The organism is Leptospira koniambonensis, assembly GCF_004769555.1.
GTDB lineage: Bacteria > Spirochaetota > Leptospiria > Leptospirales > Leptospiraceae > Leptospira_B > Leptospira_B koniambonensis.
On the sequence record NZ_RQFY01000001.1, the window covers coordinates 26,309 to 44,624 of the forward strand.

At 39.5% G+C, this 18,316-nt stretch carries 17 protein-coding genes and 1 tRNA gene; 7 read left to right on the forward strand and 11 right to left on the reverse strand.

Annotated features, from left to right (window positions below):
• Positions 1-15: 15 nt before the first annotated feature.
• The 3 genes from pth to EHQ52_RS00140 are packed head-to-tail and all read right to left on the reverse strand — an operon-like array spanning position 16 to position 2,441.
• Positions 16-585 (reverse strand): aminoacyl-tRNA hydrolase, encoded by a 570-nt coding sequence (gene pth, locus EHQ52_RS00130; protein WP_135613235.1) that lies wholly within the window; start codon positions 583-585, stop codon positions 16-18.
• Positions 573-2,123, reverse strand: coding sequence for a (R)-citramalate synthase CimA (cimA, locus tag EHQ52_RS00135; protein WP_135613237.1), 1,551 nt, complete (start codon positions 2,121-2,123; stop codon positions 573-575). The genes pth and cimA overlap by 13 nt, the downstream gene beginning before the upstream one ends.
• Complete coding sequence (locus tag EHQ52_RS00140; RefSeq protein ID WP_135613239.1) at positions 2,124-2,441, reverse strand: Smr/MutS family protein; 318 nt, start codon at positions 2,439-2,441, stop codon at positions 2,124-2,126.
• A 125-nt stretch (positions 2,442-2,566) separates the two neighbouring features.
• On the opposite strand from EHQ52_RS00140, the gene EHQ52_RS00145 reads away from it, so the two are divergent.
• Complete coding sequence (locus EHQ52_RS00145) at positions 2,567-4,108, forward strand: phosphatase domain-containing protein (RefSeq protein ID WP_135613241.1); 1,542 nt, start codon at positions 2,567-2,569, stop codon at positions 4,106-4,108.
• Here the strand turns inward: EHQ52_RS00145 and EHQ52_RS00150 are convergent.
• The gene (locus EHQ52_RS00150; protein WP_135613243.1) at positions 4,105-4,749 is read right to left on the reverse strand and encodes a DedA family protein; all 645 of its coding nucleotides are present in this window, start codon (positions 4,747-4,749) and stop codon (positions 4,105-4,107) included. The two genes, EHQ52_RS00145 and EHQ52_RS00150, sit on opposite strands and share 4 nt — an antisense overlap.
• A gap of 137 nt (positions 4,750-4,886) precedes the next feature.
• Between EHQ52_RS00150 and EHQ52_RS00155 the strand changes: the two genes are divergently transcribed.
• From EHQ52_RS00155 to EHQ52_RS00170, 4 genes are read left to right on the forward strand one after another with little or no spacing between them, the layout of a single operon-like run.
• Positions 4,887-5,315, forward strand: a complete 429-nt coding sequence (locus EHQ52_RS00155) for a hypothetical protein (RefSeq protein ID WP_244244756.1) — start codon at positions 4,887-4,889, stop codon at positions 5,313-5,315.
• Positions 5,315-6,427 carry an AI-2E family transporter gene (locus EHQ52_RS00160; protein ID WP_135613249.1) on the forward strand — a complete coding sequence of 371 codons (1,113 nt, stop codon included), beginning with the start codon at positions 5,315-5,317 and terminating at the stop codon, positions 6,425-6,427. Before EHQ52_RS00155 ends, EHQ52_RS00160 begins: the two co-directional genes overlap by 1 nt.
• A gap of 6 nt (positions 6,428-6,433) precedes the next feature.
• Entirely contained in the window at positions 6,434-7,711 is a 1,278-nt protein-coding gene (gene xseA / locus EHQ52_RS00165) for an exodeoxyribonuclease VII large subunit (protein ID WP_135613252.1), read from the forward strand.
• Positions 7,708-7,995, forward strand: a complete 288-nt coding sequence (locus tag EHQ52_RS00170; RefSeq protein ID WP_135613255.1) for an exodeoxyribonuclease VII small subunit — start codon at positions 7,708-7,710, stop codon at positions 7,993-7,995. Before xseA ends, EHQ52_RS00170 begins: the two co-directional genes overlap by 4 nt.
• 60 nt (positions 7,996-8,055) lie before the next feature.
• Here EHQ52_RS00170 and EHQ52_RS00175 read toward each other — a convergent pair whose 3' ends face one another.
• The 4 genes from EHQ52_RS00175 to EHQ52_RS00190 all read right to left on the reverse strand — a co-directional run bounded on the left by EHQ52_RS00175 (position 8,056) and on the right by EHQ52_RS00190 (position 12,137).
• Positions 8,056-8,673, reverse strand: coding sequence for a hypothetical protein (locus tag EHQ52_RS00175; protein WP_135613257.1), 618 nt, complete (start codon positions 8,671-8,673; stop codon positions 8,056-8,058).
• An 87-nt stretch (positions 8,674-8,760) separates the two neighbouring features.
• Positions 8,761-9,237, reverse strand: a complete 477-nt coding sequence (locus EHQ52_RS00180) for a hypothetical protein (RefSeq protein WP_135613259.1) — start codon at positions 9,235-9,237, stop codon at positions 8,761-8,763.
• A gap of 118 nt (positions 9,238-9,355) precedes the next feature.
• On the reverse strand, positions 9,356-11,575 hold the full coding sequence (locus EHQ52_RS00185) for a membrane dipeptidase (protein ID WP_135613260.1): 2,220 nt from the start codon (positions 11,573-11,575) through the stop codon (positions 9,356-9,358).
• Positions 11,576-11,591: 16 nt separating this feature from the next.
• The gene (locus EHQ52_RS00190) at positions 11,592-12,137 is read right to left on the reverse strand and encodes a hypothetical protein (RefSeq protein ID WP_135613262.1); all 546 of its coding nucleotides are present in this window, start codon (positions 12,135-12,137) and stop codon (positions 11,592-11,594) included.
• A gap of 332 nt (positions 12,138-12,469) precedes the next feature.
• Here EHQ52_RS00190 and EHQ52_RS00195 point away from each other — a divergent pair, with 332 nt between their 5' ends.
• Positions 12,470-13,855 carry a sensor histidine kinase gene (locus tag EHQ52_RS00195; RefSeq protein WP_244244757.1) on the forward strand — a complete coding sequence of 462 codons (1,386 nt, stop codon included), beginning with the start codon at positions 12,470-12,472 and terminating at the stop codon, positions 13,853-13,855.
• A gap of 33 nt (positions 13,856-13,888) precedes the next feature.
• Positions 13,889-14,596 (forward strand): LytR/AlgR family response regulator transcription factor, encoded by a 708-nt coding sequence (locus EHQ52_RS00200; protein ID WP_100711685.1) that lies wholly within the window; start codon positions 13,889-13,891, stop codon positions 14,594-14,596.
• A 120-nt stretch (positions 14,597-14,716) separates the two neighbouring features.
• Here EHQ52_RS00200 and EHQ52_RS00205 read toward each other — a convergent pair whose 3' ends face one another.
• From EHQ52_RS00205 to EHQ52_RS00215, 3 genes are all read right to left on the reverse strand, one after another.
• The gene (locus EHQ52_RS00205) at positions 14,717-16,936 is read right to left on the reverse strand and encodes a membrane dipeptidase (protein ID WP_135613266.1); all 2,220 of its coding nucleotides are present in this window, start codon (positions 16,934-16,936) and stop codon (positions 14,717-14,719) included.
• 14 nt (positions 16,937-16,950) lie between these two features.
• Entirely contained in the window at positions 16,951-17,502 is a 552-nt protein-coding gene (locus EHQ52_RS00210; RefSeq protein ID WP_135613268.1) for a hypothetical protein, read from the reverse strand.
• 544 nt (positions 17,503-18,046) lie between these two features.
• Positions 18,047-18,122 (reverse strand) — tRNA-Asn (locus tag EHQ52_RS00215).
• Positions 18,123-18,316: the final 194 nt, after the last annotated feature.

Sequence of the window (18,316 nt, forward strand, 5' to 3'; positions counted from 1 at the left end):
CCTATCCGGGATAGTTTATTTATCGGAGGCTTTTGAAAAAATGATCTGTCTTTCCCGGACCCAATCCTTGATTTTTTGTTTTGCCTGGTCGAATAATTCTGGCAATTTGCTCATTTCTTCCTGGTTGAAATTGGATAGAACATGTCCTGCAGTAAGAGCACTGTCTCCAGGTTTTCCCACTCCAAATCTGAGTCTAAAAAAATCAGGTGATCCCAATTTTTCGGAGATGTCCTTGATCCCATTATGACCACCGTTTCCGCCACTCTGTTTGAATTTGAGTTTGGAAAATGGAAAATCTACTTCGTCATGAATGACTAAAATATTTTCGGGAGGGATCCCATTTTTGCGAGAAAGCTCGCTAACTGCTTTTCCGGAAAGATTCATATATTCCAAAGGTTTTAGAAAATAGTAAGAAACTCCTTCCTTATCTATTTTTCCTTTTTCTTCTTTGGTGGAACGGTTTAGATCTACTCCCCAATCTTTTGCAAGATCGTCTAGGACTAGAAAGCCAATATTATGACGGTTTCTTTCGTATTTTTGGCCAGGATTGCCCAGGCCAACGATCATCAGTTTTAAGTTTGCCATGTAGGAAGAATTAAGTTCAGCATTTTTTCTGTAGCTAATACTGCAGCTACTGTTTGGTCGCAGTGAATTCCCATGGTTTTGAAATTTTCTTCTTCATGATTTTCCTGTGCTTTATTCCAGGTGATCATTGTTTCCACGAGTGCATCCGTTTTTCCACCAGGAGGGATCCGAACCTCGTAGTCGACTAGTCTTGGAATAGAAAGACCTGCTTTAGAAGCGATACTAGTCAGAGCAGACATGAATGCGTCATAACCTCCGTCACCTTCCCCTTCCTCAGAATATTTTTTACCTTGGTATTCTAATTCTAAACTTGCTTTTGGACGAATTCCAATTCCTGAGTTGATCTTACATCCCAGTATCTTGATTGCTTGTACACTCGAATTTCCGGAAACATCTGCGATGATAAATGGAAGATCTTCCGGTGTGATTGTTTTGTTTTGATCACCTAGCTCTATTACTTTTTCCAAAACCTTTTTTTCTATTTCAGGAGAAAGTACAAGGCCAAGTTGTTTTAGATTTTCGGAGATGCTTGCTTTTCCTGCAAGTTTGCCAAGTGCGTAACTTCTTTTTCGACCAAAACGTTCAGGCAGAATTGGATTCGCGTATAAATTCCCTTTTTTGTCTCCATCAGCGTGAACTCCTGCAGTTTGGGTGAATACATCTTCTCCCACGACTGGGCGGTTTGCAGAGATCCTTTTTCCGCTGAAAACTTCCACAAGTCGGCTTGCTTCAGAGATAGATTTTTCGTCCACATCCGTGCATACGCCCACTTTATCGTGAAGTGCTGTGATTACTGCTTCGAGTGGAGAATTTCCTGCTCTTTCTCCCAATCCATTTACGCTAACGTGTAAACCTTTTGCTCCCGCTTTGACTGCAAATAAACAGTTTGCTACGGAAAGATCGTAATCGTTATGTCCATGGAATTCAAAATGTAGTTCAGGATGTTTTTGGGTAAGAAGTGAAATGCCTGAAAATGTTTCGTCAGGAGAAAGGACTCCCAATGTATCCGGGAGGAAAATTTTGCCTAATGGTTCTTTAGAAAGATGAGAAACAAAATCCAAAACATATTCTTTGCTGTTTAAATATCCATTGGACCAATCTTCCAAATAAATATTCACTTCCAGTCCATTTTTCTTGGCGTATTGAATGGTTTCGGATACTTCTTCAAAATGTTCTTTTGGAGTTTTTTTGAGCTGTCCTTCTAAATGTTTGAGAGAACCTTTAGTGAGTAGATTTAAGGTTTTAGCTCCGGAAGCAAGGATCCAATCCACACTTTTGTGAGAATCTACGAATCCTAAAATTTCGATCCGTTTTTCTAAACCTTCGGAAGCTGCCCAGGACATGATCCCACGGACACTTTCCAATTCTCCCTGAGAGACTCTGGCGGATGCGATCTCTACTCTATCTACTTTCAGATTTTGTAATAGAAATTTTGCGATATTTAGTTTTTCGGAAGCTGAGAAACTTACACCTCTGGTTTGCTCTCCATCTCTGAGAGTTACATCCAGGATTTGGACTTTTGGTATTGTGTTTCCCATTTATTTTAAATACTTTTTTAGATCTTCCGAAGATGGGCCCATGATCTCCACAAGTGTGGAACCTGGGTTATTTGCCAGGTGAAGTCCCCCATCTTCTAAAATTTTTAGAAAGGAATGTGCTTTGATATAGTCGTCAGTCATTTTTTTCAAAATTCCCTCGCCTATACCGTGTACAACTTCTACCAGGGTTTCCCCTTTCATGAATGCGGCTTGGATTTCCCGGTCCAAGAGCCGATATGCCTCTTCATATCTCATTTTACGGATATAAATTGACTTGGGGCCTTTTCGGTTCCCGTCCGAATGTTTCCCTCTCGCCATTCTAAGACCATCCTAGGCGGACCTTTTCTCTCGAAAACAAAGAAATTGGATTTTTGCTTTCCCTTTAGAAGCCCCATGTTAGAGTTTTCCTTTCCCAAAATGTTTAAAAGGAATCCTACAAGCTTGTGACGGAAGAAACAGAACGCAAAATTTCCAAGAATACGGAAAAACGTAGGGCCGCAATTTGCGGAGGAACTCTCGGAAGAGAAAACCGTTATTATATCCGAGGCCAAGTAGTAGATATCTCCGTCAGCGAAGAAATGACGGATCCTAAAAAATGGGACCTTCTTACAGGACTCTTCCAAGGACAAGAAAAAGAGATCACTCCGTTTTTAGACTACGGACTTGAGTCAGTTCGTAAACCTATCCTTGTAGCGGAAATTGTGGACCAGTCCGGAAAAGTGTTACATCGTTCTCCTGAGATCAGAGGTGACGAAAGCGGATTTTTCTTTCATGAGTTTACCTTTCCTTTAGCTCCAGGAAATTATACATTTCATATTCATTTCTTAAAACCTGATTCTTACAGACAGTTTGGAAAGGACCTTGCATACTTAAACACTCCTGGCAAACATGAGTTAGTCTCCCAGAGTTTGATCGGAATGGGTGCATTACGTATTTTATCTGAAGAATATACCGGGATCGTAACTACTTCTGATATTGACCAGACTTACCTTGCTACAGATATCCATTCCAATAAGGGAAAAATTTCCACATTATTCGAAACACCTGAGCAGAAATTACCTTTGCCTGGGATGCCTACTTTATTCAAAGAATTGAGAGAGGCTACGACTGATTCTCCACTTTGTTTTATTTCTGCGAGTCCTCATTTTTTTAGAAGGACCCTGCTTTCTACATTTAGAACCCAAGGTGTTAAAACAGAATCTCTTCATTTAAAGTATTTAGAAGGTACTTTGAAAGGAATGGTGGATAAGTTTTGGGATACTCTTTCTCATCCAACTCGATTTTTGACAGAAGGTCTTTGGGGAGCAGTAGAAAGAGTTCGTAAATTTGCTGGATCTTCTTTCCAAAGTTTATTTGATCAATTGGCGTATAAACTTACGATCCTTTTGAGAGATAGGATCTATCTTCCTACAAACTCTAGGGAAATTTTGCTCGGAGATAATACTGAAAGTGATTATCTGATCTTTACTTTGTATCAGTTCATTCTGACTGGAGCATTACAAGGCAAAGAATTAGAAGATTATCTATACAAGCTTAACTTTTTAGGAAGAGATGCAATTACGCGAGATAATGCAAAATTGATCCGAGAACTTGCAGAAGAAAATCGTAGGATCCACGGTGATATCAATCCAGTTCAGTTAGTTCTTATTAATAAAACCGAATTAGGTCCTCCTTCCGATGAAATGAAATGGAATGTAAGAAGTGCGCTTCCTACAGGTTTAGATCCATGGAAGACAGAAGGAATTGTACCTTATATTCCTACAGATGGTGCTTTAGGTTTCGCTCTTGTGATGGTAGAAAGAGAAATTTTAGATCTTTCTTCTGTTTTGAAAATTTCAGGTGATATGGCCGGGCAATGGTTCGAAGGAAAAGTGATTGAACCGAATGTTTTACTGGAACTGGCTAAAAAATTAGAACTTCCTGTAGAAACAGAATCTATTCATAAAAAGTTTGTAAAAACTTTAAAAGAAGTATTGGAAGCCTAGGCCTCCTTTCTTTTTTCTAAAAACTTTTTATAAATTATAAATCCAAGAACTGCGGTCACGAAGAAGCCTGTAAAAATTTTATTATACAGAGCTAAAAATTCTAAAACCTTCTCCCAATGAGATCCTAGATAAAATCCTCCGTAGATCAATATCCCGCACCAGATAGTAACTGCTAATGTGAATGCGGAGAAAAACAAGATCGGTTTCATCTCCACCATTCCCGCAACAATAGAAACAAAAAATCGTATCCCTGCGGAGAATCTGGAAAAGATCACTACTACTATTCCGTTTCTGGAAAACCAATCCAAGGTCTTTTGTATGGATTCTTCGTTATAAAGTTCTGATTTGAATGGGAAGTTTTTAGTTTTCAGCCAATCCAGCAACTTATGACCGAATGCATACATCACCCAGGCGCCTGCAAGATTTCCAACTAAGGTACTAGAGACTAGCTCCCAAAAACTTAAAGCGCCTCTTGCGAGCAAAAATCCTCCGAATGCAGTGACAGTATCACCTGGCCAAGGAGGGAAAACGTTTTCAGTAAAATTGGAAAATGCGAAAAAAAACCAGACCAGGGCGCTGGGCAGACCGGATACCCAATCCAATAGAGTTTGGATATAAAAATCGAATCCGGCGAATTGCATCTAGAAAAGGATTGTCAAGGGGGAAGCGGTAGATTCAACTAAATTTCGTGGAAGGCCGTAGTTTCTCGCAAGTCCTCGGTTCGGTTTTAGTATTTTTACTGATCGGGAATTTTTCTCTTTTTGCTCAGGATACCAAATTGCCCGATTTGATGAGTCCTGATCCTGTAAAAACTAAAAAGGTCAAGGACAGACCTAAAATTTTCAGGCATAACCAGCTCACTATAGTGGAAAAGCCATATAAGGCACCTTCTTCCATTCCAAGTAATTTTGTTCCGGATGATTCAGAGGTATTATTTTTTACCGAATTAAAAGCGGATCGCCTTCTGGATAATAAAGAAGCGGTCGTAGTTTTTAAAACTTCTCTTCCAAAAACTACAATGGAGAGATATTACGAATATCTGATCTCCAGTTTTGGTCATAAAATTTTACAAAGCCAAAAATCTGAGCAGAAAAGTTTGTATTTAGTGGATGTTCTTAGGCATAAGATACTCGCGATCACCATCCATCCCGAAGAAAAAGGAAGTATTGTAAAATTATTCCAGAAAACCACGAACGGAGGATTTTGATGTCCCCTAAAGAAGGACAAGAAACCAACCGAAAACTTTTTAACCTGATCCTAGGTGTATTCTGCATCGGGACAGGATTTCTACTCTTTGTAGTTTTAAGGCCTTATTTTTATTCTGCACTTGTCGCTTTGATCTTATACTTAGCCACTCGCAAACAATATAAACAATTAAGAAGATTGGTAGGTCCTAAGTTCGAGCCTCTGGCTCCTTGGATCATGATCGGTTCTGTTTGTATGATCGTAATTTTGCCTTCTTATTTTATGATCCGCACTTTGATCGAAGAATCTCTATCTATTCTATTTAAGATAAGGATCTCTCTTTCTGAAGACAAGATCATAGATACGATCATGAGTTTGAATATACTCACTGACCTTTTTACAGATAACCCATTTTTCTGGGTGAAACTTCCTGAAATTTATGGAGATTTCGCTAAGAACTATATAGATATTCTGAACTTGGATAGCTTATACGCTGTTTTAAGTAATGCTTCCTCTTTTATTTTGGGTTCCATTGATCTTCCTGCTGGGATTATCATGAATCTATTCTTCTCACTTTTACTTTTGTTTTTCTTCTACCAAGATGGAAGAAAGATGGAAAGATTCATTTTGGACAATTTACCATTTTCTACTGAGGTAGAAGAGCAAGTGGGAAGAAAAATCGCTTCTGCTGTACAAACTGTATTTAAAGGAAATCTAATTGTTTCCATTATGCAGGGAGCTGGAGTTTATATTCTTCTTTTATTTGCAAAAATTTCCAACCCCTTCTTATACGCGAGCCTTGCTGCATTTTTCTCTTTGATCCCCGTGATTGGAACCTCGGTGGTTTGGTTGCCGATCGGTCTTTATTTGATGTTCATTGAGAATAATATTATTGGTGCGAGCTTATTCATGGTAATGGGCCTCACCTTATATATTGTTTTAGAGAATGTTGTAAAACCTAAGATGCTGGATAAAAAGCTTAGGATACATCCTTTGCTGATATTTTTGTCATTGATCGGTGGTATCCAAGAGTTCGGCATCATGGGACTGGTGCTCGGGCCAGTTGCAGTCACAATGGTTGTGATCCTTTGGGACTTCTGGAAATTATACAGAAAAGATTTTTTTGCCAGCTAAGTTCGGATGGAAGAAACAAAAACATATTCCGTTTCGGAAATCAATTCTATCGTTAAACAACTTCTGACAGGTCCTGACATTCTTAGAAATATCTGGATCCAGGGAGAGATCTCTAATTATTCCAAATCCCACCAAGGCCATATTTATTTTAACTTAAAAGATCCCAAATCTCTTATCGCATGTACTTTTTTCTCTTATAGTAATGGAAGATATAAAGGAAAACCTTTAGAAAACGGAATGGAGATTAAAGCATTTGGTGCAATCTCCGTATACGAACCAAGAGGACAATATAATTTAAATATTTCTAAAATAGAGGAACTGGGCCAGGGGGACCTTCTACTCCAGATAGAAGAATTAAAAAGAAAACTTGCTGCCCAAGGGTTGTTTGATCCGGAAAGAAAAAGGAAACTTCCTGCATTCCCATGGAGAATTGGTGTTGCTACTTCACCCACCGGGGCAGCCATCGAAGATATTATCCGTATTTCTAAACAAAGATTTCCTAATATAGATATTTTAATCTCCCCTTGTCTTGTGCAAGGAGATGGAGCTCCAGATTCTATTATTTCTGCGATTAAAGAGTTAAATGATCCTAAGTGGGATGTAGATTTGATTATCGTCGGCAGAGGTGGCGGAAGCACAGAAGATCTAATGGCTTTTAACGACGAAAAAGTGGTTCTCGCATTTGCCGGGAGTCGTGTTCCTATTATTTCTGCGGTTGGTCACCAGATTGATTCTGTTCTTTCTGATTTAGCAGCAGACCATTTTGCTCCAACTCCTACGGCCGCAGCAGAAATGGCTGTACCTGAAATGGAACTTATAGAATCAGGACTTGCAGAATTTGAAATCCGACTTAAGACAGCTTTAAAAAATCAAGCAAACAATTTGAAAGAAAAGTTTAGGATACTCACAAATAAAAAAGCATTCTTAGATCCTAGATCCATGTTGAATGATAGGATCTTACAATTAGATGAGATCAATTCCAGGATACATTTATTGGGCAAAAATTATCTAATGAGCGCCCAGAGCAAATTTAACCCTGTATCAACTGGACTTTTAACTTCTTTCAAATCCCAGTTGGAAAGGAAGAAGAAGGAGTTCCAACTTCTATCTGGAAAGTTAGAAGGTTTTTCCCCTTTAGGAACCTTAAAAAGAGGATATTCTGTGGTTCGTAAGAAAGGAAAAAAAGTCGTTACATCTCCGGCACAATTGGAGAAAGAGGAAGAACTAGAAGTCATATTGGCGGAAGGTAGGATTCGGGTTTCTTACCAAGGTGAAATACAATGAGCAAAAAAACAGAAATCAGTTTTGAACAGGCCTTAACCGAATTAGAGCAAATCGCTGAAAATTTGGAAAGGGGGCAATTAACCCTAGAAGAATCCATCAAATCTTATGAAAGAGGAATGGAGCTTAGAACTCTTTGCCAATCTATCTTAGCAGAAGCAGAAGGAAAAATAGAATATCTTTCCAAATCAGGAAGTAGTGAAACCCAAAAGAAAACAGCAAGCCCTAAGTCTGAAACTTCTACCAGAGCTGCTACTCCTCCTGCAGATGATGATGAGTTATTTTAGATAAAATTAATTTATTAGTTTGTAAAAAAGGCACCGGTTTCGGTGCCTTTTTTATTGGGATTATAATTCTGCTTCTTTTGTTAAGGTATTGTAGATATATCCGTTAGAAGAGATCATAATTGGCATAAAAGTTATACTGATCACAAACATTATTAAATATACTAGATATTGACTGATTAGACCAGCTATATAGCTAAGAATAAAGGCAGCTATCACTATACTAAGTACTAACGCAAGCGAGCCTAAGAATATAGTCCATTTTTTGCCATAGGTGATTTCATTGCTTTTTTTAATTGCTTGGATTGGATCGTAACCCTTATCAAATAATAGGGAAGTAGCCTGTCCCCACGCAACAGCGATTACGTATGACGGGATAATGAAAAATAGTAAACCCGCATAAAATCCCATTATCAAAAAGCCGATCGTTAGAAAATATTCACCTATATACTTTCTATTTTCTTTATTAAAAATATCAGTAGGTGAAAAAGACTCTCCTCTTCCAATTTTGATTGGAATTAAGATAAATAACCCGATAGATGTTCCTACATTTAGATAAGGGATCCATGCTGTTATGAACCAAAGAATGAAAGCAATAAGCAGGGATAAAAAATTTCTTAATCCTAATTCTACACTATTCTTAATGATACCTACTATGCTAAGTGGTTCGCTTGTTGACATCCGTTTTGCTCCTTACTGGATTCTGAGAACGGAAAGATAAGCTTAAAAAAGCGGTTGTCAATTATTTATTGGAAGTCCTTTGCGGGATCACTGAACGGATAGAGTAATCGTTCCGGCATCTGTGACTGGAATGACCAAACAACGGGTGGAACCGTTTGTAGTGCTTACTCCAGAATAGGATTCAGTCCCAATATTTTCACTTCTAAATTCTACCTGACTGAAATCTGTTGGGATTAGTGCTGAGTTTTCTGTTCCGATCCACAAGTCGGCTTCCCCACTTGTAAAAGTAACATTGAAGGTATTTGTTCCACCATTTCCGGTGAAGGAATAGAAATAATAATAATAGCTAATTCCTGAAAATGTATTAGATCCGCCGGTAACTATAGTAGGAACAGCTGAGTCTGCGCATCCTGCAGACGGCATTGGGGTGAAGCTTGCTCCGTATGCTGAGTAAAGTAAGCTTGCGGCAGTATCATCCGTAGAATCTGTGTCTCCGTTGGAACAAGCTACAGTAAGTAAGAGGAATAAGGATACTAGAGTCTTAGGGTTCAATAGAAGCCTCATGGAAAATAAGCTCTTTTTATCTTAGAACCTATTCTTCACTTTTAGTTCCAAAGACCAAATATTTTATTTTGGATAGCAGATACAAAAAGGCCCGCTTGCTTGCGGGCCTTGGTTTAAGTTACTGAATACTTCCACCTCTATTTACCGCGTTCTGCCACATTGTAGTGAAGAAGTCTGCGGATCTATAGACCGGTTCCAGATCGGAACGTTTCATTCCCTGTTGTCTTAAGTCTTCAAAGAAGTCTGGCATGAGCCCTATATGGGACGCACCTTCTGTATTGAAGTCGAATGTCCTATTCCCGAAGGAGTATTTTCCAAGAGAAGGGTTCGCTGCAAGAGTTGCTGCTAATCTAATCGAAGAATCCGGAGAGAATGGATATCCTACTTTAGAAGCCTCAGGCTGTGCGATTGTAGACACTCCTCCTGGACAAGCACGAGTTCCATAACGAGGTCCAGGCATATGAGCAAATCCGTTAAAATCTGTTCCGATAGCTATCCTTCCATCATAAGCTGGATCACCTATTAGATTTTTAAGATATTGGTAAGACTGAGCGAATGTTTGGCTAGTTCCACCGCAAGCATGTGCGATATAAGAGCCGTCACTATTCTGTCTCCACTCACCTACTTCGTCCAGATTTCCTTGGCCAGTAATAAGCCCGATCATTCCACCGAGTGTGCTGATACGTTTGAGTGCAGCGCCTGTCGGGTTTGCCTCATGACGATTTCCTTTATTCGCCATATCATATACACCAGTGTGACCAGTCACGATACCTGGATAAGATTGTTGTTCAGCGAATGTAATCGCTCCGTCCAGAGATTTTGCTGACATGTGACCCACGTCGATGATCATTCCTTTTTTCATCAACTCTCGTAGGACTTTTTGTCCATAAGTGGTTAAACCTGCGGTATTACAATCTTGTCCGTAGTGTTTACAGTCATACTTAGTTCCACTTCCAAGAATATTGTATAGACCTGCTCCACCGAATCCGTTGGTTTTCAAGTGGATCGGGAACACATAACGTAATCCAAGATCATACAACTCTTGTACACCTTGCGTGATCATTGAATCGTTACAGTTGCTTCCCGTACAATCTACTAGATAGTCTACTTCTGCACCTAAAACCACTGCAAGTTTACCTCCAGAGATAACACTTTGTGCTTCTGCAGGAGTTTTTACGATACGAAACCAACCTTGTCCTGGACCGCCACTTTGTGAATCGATCCAAGCTTGCATATCATACACTGCTTGGGTTTGTCTACGTAAAGTGTTCATGTCATTCAGGTCATAAACTGGATCAGTAGCGATCGCAATTCCTTTGATAATGTCCGGAAGTCCGTTATCTGTAGCTCCAAACATATAATCACCATTGACTGCGAGTACTACCATGGCTCTCATCCCGCCTTCATAGGCGCGTTTGATCCATTCATAATACATTGTTTGGTGAGTGTAACTATTGTTTGCAGGCCAATAAGGGAAACCTGCATATCCTCTATTATCATGACGAGCAGTTCCGAGTAAGGCTCCGATAATATCATCTTGAACGATAGCTTCTACTCTAGAGTGTCCTGCCGAATGTCCTTCGCTAGACATACTTGGACAATCTGCGAGCGCAGTTGCTGCTGGTCCGAATGGAGATCCATGGAAGATCACTCCACCAAAACCTAAATTTGCCATTGGGTGAGTATGAAGATCTACATAACCTGGAAGAGTTCCAGTTCTCTTGAGAGAATCGTTAGCTCCTCTATTATAAGCTTGGGGAGCAGACTCACAACTTGAATCAGAAACATACCATTCTCCCCACATTCCAGTGGCTCCACCTGTGTTCACACATCTATGAGGTGTTGTATATGTTTTACCTGCGATAGTAAGAGGCAATTTTGCGCAGGCTTCTTCCCAGCTTATTCCTACTACGTTCCATATACGGGAAGAATACTTTCTTTTACCCGCGTAAGTACCAGAGGATTGGCAACCATCATTCTTATGTGTCCAATTATAACCACCACCGTCATCTGTTGCTGCCCAGTTCGCCTCGCAAGAATCTTCGATTAGATCGAATTCTCCCCACATATTGAATCCGGTATTCTTACAACGACTTGGTTTAGTGAATACTTGGCCATTAATAGTTGCTCCCATATTTGCACAGGTAGTTTCCCAACTCTGTCCTGATGGAATCCCGTAAAGGATCGCTGAATATTGACGTTTTCCAGGAAAAATTGCAGTGCAACCATCCTTCTTAAATGTTCCCCAATATGGATCGCCAAAAATAGACGTACTCGTAGCAAAAACAGCCAGGAATACGACGCCTAACGCAGGCCCTCGCAAAGACCGACTTTTCATACGTATCTCTCCCTACTTAATTGTTTGTATGTTTTTTGTATTCTTCGGTTACGTTTTTCAGCTTTTTGCCGTACAGTTCTTTGCCGGCTAAGATCATTCTGCGTTTTTCGTCATCAAGGCGCTCTGGATATCTTTCTTCCATTAAGCGCAGTAACTCCAGTTGGTCTTCCTGGAGTTTTATTTGTGCTGTATAATATTGGTCGATTTCTTTGCGGGTTGCTTTTCCGGAATAAATTTTTCCGTACAATGTAGCCCAGCTTTCTAAAAGTTCTTCTTGTGCTTTTTTTTCTCCAGCATCTTGGGGAGTAGCAACAGCCACCCAGTATAGATTGTCTGGAGTTTCGCTTTTTAATAAAGCGGCAGATACAACTGCGTTATCTTCATTATAAGTAGAAGAAGAAGGTCCAGAACCTATAAATCCGGAGAAGATAGAGAATCCTTCTGAAAAAATATTTTTGGAAGAAGCTTGAGAAGCTCCGGCCTGATTTCTAGTAAAAATAAAAATGAGAACAACTACAACAAAAGCAGCAGAGATCAGTAATGCGTTTTTCTTAGAGAGCATCGGCCAAACAGTATATTACATTATGCTCCTTTATGCAAATTCTTTGTAACTATTTATTAGAAAAATGTTATAAATATTTGGAAACATGCTCTAGTAGTTTTTGCAAAGCAAAAGAAGAATAAAAATCGGTACTTAAGTCATAAAATTATAAACTAGAACAGGTAGTACTATGATAATTGCTTGTATTCTTGGAGATGAGTACAATCTTTTTTCTGGAATTTATGGCTTTTCTAATTCATCTTTTTGACAAAGTTTTTTCACTAGTTTTCCTAAATCGAATGATTGGACAAAAAAGGGAGTATTTTAAAAGGGAAAGGGATAAATTTGGAAATATGCAGGCGTTACTTCGGTTTCTTTTCGGGCTTAATTATCGTTTTGCACTCAGGCAGTATCGAAAGGCAAAGATACTTTCTTCCGTAAACTTTGCTCCTGTATTCACAAGGAACGCCTACCTCGAAATTCTGATCGTGCTCAGATACGTTTATCTGATCCTTCCTATCATCATTCTACCATTTGCATTTTATGATCTGGTAGATGCATTTTCGGATGCTAAGGACAATTCATTCGTTCTATTCGACCTGGTCTTTTATTCGGTTTTTCTCACCATGAACGTTCTTTTGAATTCGGGCCGTTTGCACAGGGCAGATCTAGACCGGATCAAATTGTTTTGTAGGCTTGGAGTACTTCTTCTTTCCTTAACCGGGACTTGTATCACAGTTGTTGTATTTCCGAGACTCCCTGAGATCTCGCTCTTCTCCACCGCAATGTTCAGTGTTGCGATCATGTTCAGGTTTCCGGACCATACCAAATATTTTATCTATACGATCAATTATGCAATTCTATACAGTTTCATTTATTATAGTGGGAATAGAGAACCCGTACTTATACAAAACCCTCTTGTGACCCTGTTTTTAATCCTGATCTTTGATCGTGTCTCCTTCTTAACTTTGGCGAATACTTATCTTAAAACCCAAAGGATCATTCGTTTGAATGAAAGGTTGAGGGAAGAAGATACAAACAAAAGTGATATGATCAGTATCGCAGTTCATGATCTTAAAAGCCCACTTTCCGGGATCATGAGTATTAGTACGATACTACGCAAAAACCTAAAATCATTTTCAGATAAGGAGAAAAAAGAGATCCTCTCCGATATAGAAAGTTCTTCCAGGAAAATCCTAGGGCATATTGATGATCTTGTTGGGATCGCAGCTTCCGGTTTTGAGAATATTAAGATAGATTATGATATTTTTAATCTAAATTCTTATATAAGATCTACTATCCAAAACTTTGATTACCAAGCTTCTCTCAAAAGAATAAAGTTCCATACTCAATTTGATAAGGAAGATCTAAAGATCCGTTCGGATAGAAAGGCAGTCGCGAGTATTTTAGATAATTTGGTTTCAAATGCGGTAAAATATTCTCCACCAGGCGGTTCTATATTCATTCATTCTAAATTGATAAAAGATAATGGTGATTTTATACAGATCCAGATCAGGGATGAAGGAAAAGGATTTACTGATGAGGATAAGAAACTTTTATTCTCCAGATTCACTCGACTCTCTGCTAAACCTACTGGCAATGAACCTTCTACAGGTGTAGGGCTGTATGCAGTTCATAGATTAGTAGAACTATTAAATGCAAAGATCAGTTTAGAGAGTAAACCCGGACAAGGAGCAACATTCATACTTCTATTTTCTAGAATGAAAATTTCAGATTGACCATTTGAGAATTTTTTATAGAACTCGCTAAGCATGGTGAGAGCTGTTCTAGTTGAGGATGATAAGCTGATGGCAAGGACCATCCAGCATTATTGCAGAGAGGCATTTGGAAAAAGCCTAGTCTCTCTCAAAACATTCGATGAATTGACTCCTGCTCTTTATAGTATCAAAGAAAATCCTATCGATCTTCTTCTTTTGGATATTAATCTAAAAGGACAATCTGGTTATGAGATACTAAAGCTACCTGAAAAAGATTCATTCTATACAATAGTGATTTCTTCTGATAAACAAAATGCAGTAAGCGCATTTGATTTTGGTGTTTTGGACTTTGTGGCAAAACCATTCACGAGGGAAAGATTTATTGCTGCAATTGATCGTATGAAGTCTGCGTCCGCTTCTAAAGCAGATTCTATGCGTAAGAATAGCATTTCCTTAAAAAAGGATGGAATGATAGAGGTGATCCGTTTTCAGGACATTCTATATTTAGAAGCCTCAGGTAATTTTACTGAGATCCATCTTAAGTCTGGTAGAAAAGAACTGATCCGTAAAACAATGGAATCTGTTCTAGCTGAACTCAATTCAGATTTTTTCCGTTCTCATCGATCCTTTATTATCAATCTATCCGAAGTAAAAAAGATCCTACATGGCAAAGGAAATCATTTTAAAGTCCTTCTAGGCGATTCCGCAGAAGTTGCCTTATCTAGATCAAATTATAACACTCTGAAAGATATGCTGGGTTAAGAAACTCTCACTCGCTCCCACAGGCTCCTCCTGGTTTTACAAATTCTCTCACTTTCAAGTAGGCAAAAAAAAAGCCCGCAGGGTTTGGCGGGCTAATAAAATCTATTTCGTTAGATTTCTTTATTGGATGCTTGCACCTCTTGTGACTGCATTCGCCCACATAGTAGTGAAGAAGTCAGCAGAACGATACACTGGTTCCAGATCGGAACGTTTGAGTCCTTGCTGTCTTAAATCTTCAAAGAAGTCAGGCATAAGTCCAATATGAGAAGCTCCTTCTGTATTGAAGTCGAAAGTCCTGTTCCCGAATGTATATTTTCCAAGAGAAGGTAAAGCTGAAAGAGTTGCAGCTTTTCTAATGGAAGCATCCGGAGCAAAAGGATATCCTACTTTAGCAGAATCAGGTTGAGCGATTGTAGACACTCCTCCTGGACATGCACGAGTTCCGTAACGAGGTCCTGGCATATGAGCGAATCCGTTAAAGTCTGTTCCGACTGAAATTCTTCCGTCATAAGCTTGGTCTCCGATCAGATTTCTAAGATACTGATAAGATTGTGCAAATGTCTGGGTGGTTCCTCCACAAGCGTGAGAGATATAAGAACCATCAGAGTTTTGTCTCCACTCTCCTACTTCATCCAGATTTCCTTGTCCTGGGATAAGTCCGATCATTCCACCGAGTGCAATGATACGTTTGAGAGCAGCGCCTGTCGGATTTGCCTCATGACGATTTGCTTTATTCGCCATATCATATACACCAGTGTGACCGGTTACAATACCTGGATAAGCTTGTTGTTCTGCATAAGTCAAAGCTCCTTCCAAGGATCTTGCGGACATGTGTCCCACGTCTATGATCATACCTTTTTGCATTAGGGCTTTCATGATCTTAGGTCCGTAAGAAGTTAAACCTGCTACGTTACAATCTTGTCCGTAATGTTTACAGTCATACTTTGTTCCACTTCCAAGGATATTATAGAGTCCAGCTCCACCGAATCCGTTGGTTTTTAAGTGGATTGGGAATATATAACGTAAACCTGCGTCATACATTGCTTGGACACCTTGGGTGATCATCGAATCAGTACAAGTTGTTGTAGTACAATCTACTAGGTAATCTACTTCTGCACCTAAAACCACTGCAAGTTTACCAGCAGCGATCACACTTTGTGCTTCTGCAGGAGTTTTTACGATACGGAACCATCCGAGTCCCGCTCCACCGCTCTTCTGATCGATCCAAGTCTGCATATCATATACTGCTTGGGTCTGACGACGTAAAGTGTTCATGTCGTTTAGATCATAAACAGGATCAGTTGCAATTGCGATACCTTTGATAATATCCGGAAGACCATTGTCTGTTGCTCCGAACATATAATCACCGTTTACAGCAAGAACAACCATAGTTCGTAGGCCACCTTCATAGGCACGTTTGATCCACTCATAATACATTGTTTGGTGAGTGTAACTATTGTTTGCAGGCCAATAGGGGAAACTTGCGTATCCTCTATTATCATGTTTTGCTGTAGAAAGTAGAGCTCCAATAATATCATCTTGAACGATTGCTTCTACTCTGGAGTGTCCTGCAGAGTGGCCTTCGTTAGACATACTAGGGCAATCTGCGAGTGCAGTTGCTGGTTCTCCATAAGGAGCACCATGGAAGATCACTCCTCCAAAACCTAGGTGAGCCATTGGGTGAGTATGAAGATCCACATAACCTGAAAGAGTTCCTGATCTTTTGAGAGAATCCTGAGTTCCTCTTGCATACGCTTTTGGAGCGGACTCACAACTTGAATCTGCAACATACCATTCTCCCCACATTCCTGTGGTGCCGGTATTCACACATTTTGTAGGAGTTGTATAAGTTTTACCTGCGATAGTAATAGGTAATTGTGCACAAGCTGCTTCCCAGGTGACACCTACTACGTTCCAAATACGGGAAGAATATTTTCTTTTGCCCGCGTAAGTTCCAGAGGTTTGGCAACCGTCATTCTTATGAGTCCAGTTATATCCACCGCCATCATCTGTAGCTGACCAGTTTGCTTCGCAGGAATCATCGATTAGATCGAATTCTCCCCACATATTCAAACCAGTGTTCTTACAACGACTAGGCTTAGTAAATACTTGGCCGTTAATGGTTGCTCCCATATTCGCGCAGGTAGTTTCCCAACTCTGGCCCGAAGGGATCCCGTAAAGGATTGCTGAATACTGACGTTTTCCAGGGAAAATTGACGTACAGCTGTCCTTCTTGAATGTTCCCCAATAAGGATCCGCAAACAAGGATGCGCTTCCTGCGAAAAACATCGTACATACTACGAAGCTGAATACAGACCTTCGTACTGACCGATAATTCATAATTCTCTCCAAATCTATTTTTGGTTTATGTGTTTTTCATATTCATCTTTTACGTTTTTTAACTTTTTAGCATATAATTCCTTACCGGCCAGGATCATTCTTCTGGAATCGTCGTTTAAACGTTCCGGATATCTATCCTCCATGATCTTCAATAATTCTAATTGATCTTCATGTAGTTTGATTTGAGCCGTAAAATACTCATCTATCTCTTTGCGAGTTGCTTTGTTAGAGTAAATCTTTCCGTAAAGAGCTGCCCAATCTTCTCTTAGCTCATTTTGGGCTTTCATTTCTGCTGCATCTCTTGGAGTTGCTACAGCTACCCAGTATAAATTGTCAGGCGTTTCGTTTCTTAAGAGAGAAGCAGGTATAAGTCCTTCTTCATCATTGGAAGAAGAGGAGGAGCCGAGGCCTAGTATATTAGAAAATGAGGACAAACCTTCCGAAAAAACATTTTTTCCCGAATTAGAAACGGCAGCATTCTTAGAAGAAGAAGGTACTAGTAATAAGAGTAAAATACCTGCGACAACAAATGATGAAACCAGGATAGTTATTTTCTTAAATGACATAGGAAGGAAAATACTAGGTTTCTAAGCCCTATGCAATGAGTTTGGGATGAAAGTGTATCTAAGTATGATGAACGGAAAAATTCTTATTAAACCCTTATATAAGGGAGATCTTTATATTCTATTTGTTGTTATATAAAAAACTCTGCCTTTTTATCTGAAAAACTAGCGGTTTTGGCACGCAGAGACGCGAAGCCGCAGAGTTTTCTTTTATGCGATTTATAGATTTCTCTCCGCGACTTTGGCCTCTGCGTGCAAATCTGTAGTATCTTCTACACTTAGCGACAGTGATGCGAAGGGCTTTAGTCCAAGCAAAGCTTGGATGAGCACGAATGTGCGAACCCGTAGCAGCACGTTCCGAGCATTATAAAGATAGTTTGGTAATACTAGGATTTATTTGCGAGGAGTCGCCCGAAGCTTTCTTTAGATTTTTCTAAAAATAACGAGAATACTATTAAAAAGACTAAACAAATGTGGATCTACGGGGTCTATTAAGAAGATCGTAAATATACCGAAATTTGGTAAGATTGGAAGGAAAGTAAAAGATTGGCTCCCCCTGCAGGGCTCGAACCTGCGACCCAGTGATTAACAGTCACTTGCTCTACCGACTGAGCTAAAGGGGAGTGTCTGGTAGCAGAATCCAGTTTTTAGAAATGAGGCAGGCTGGCAATGAAAAATCTTCGAGACATAGGTATTTTCTGATCGGATCTACATACAATTTTCCGGCAAAAACCAAACAGCATTTGGAAAAAGTACTATGGGAAAATTTGAAAGCTATAGTAGCGTGACATAATCCAAAAACGCACTATATTTTGCC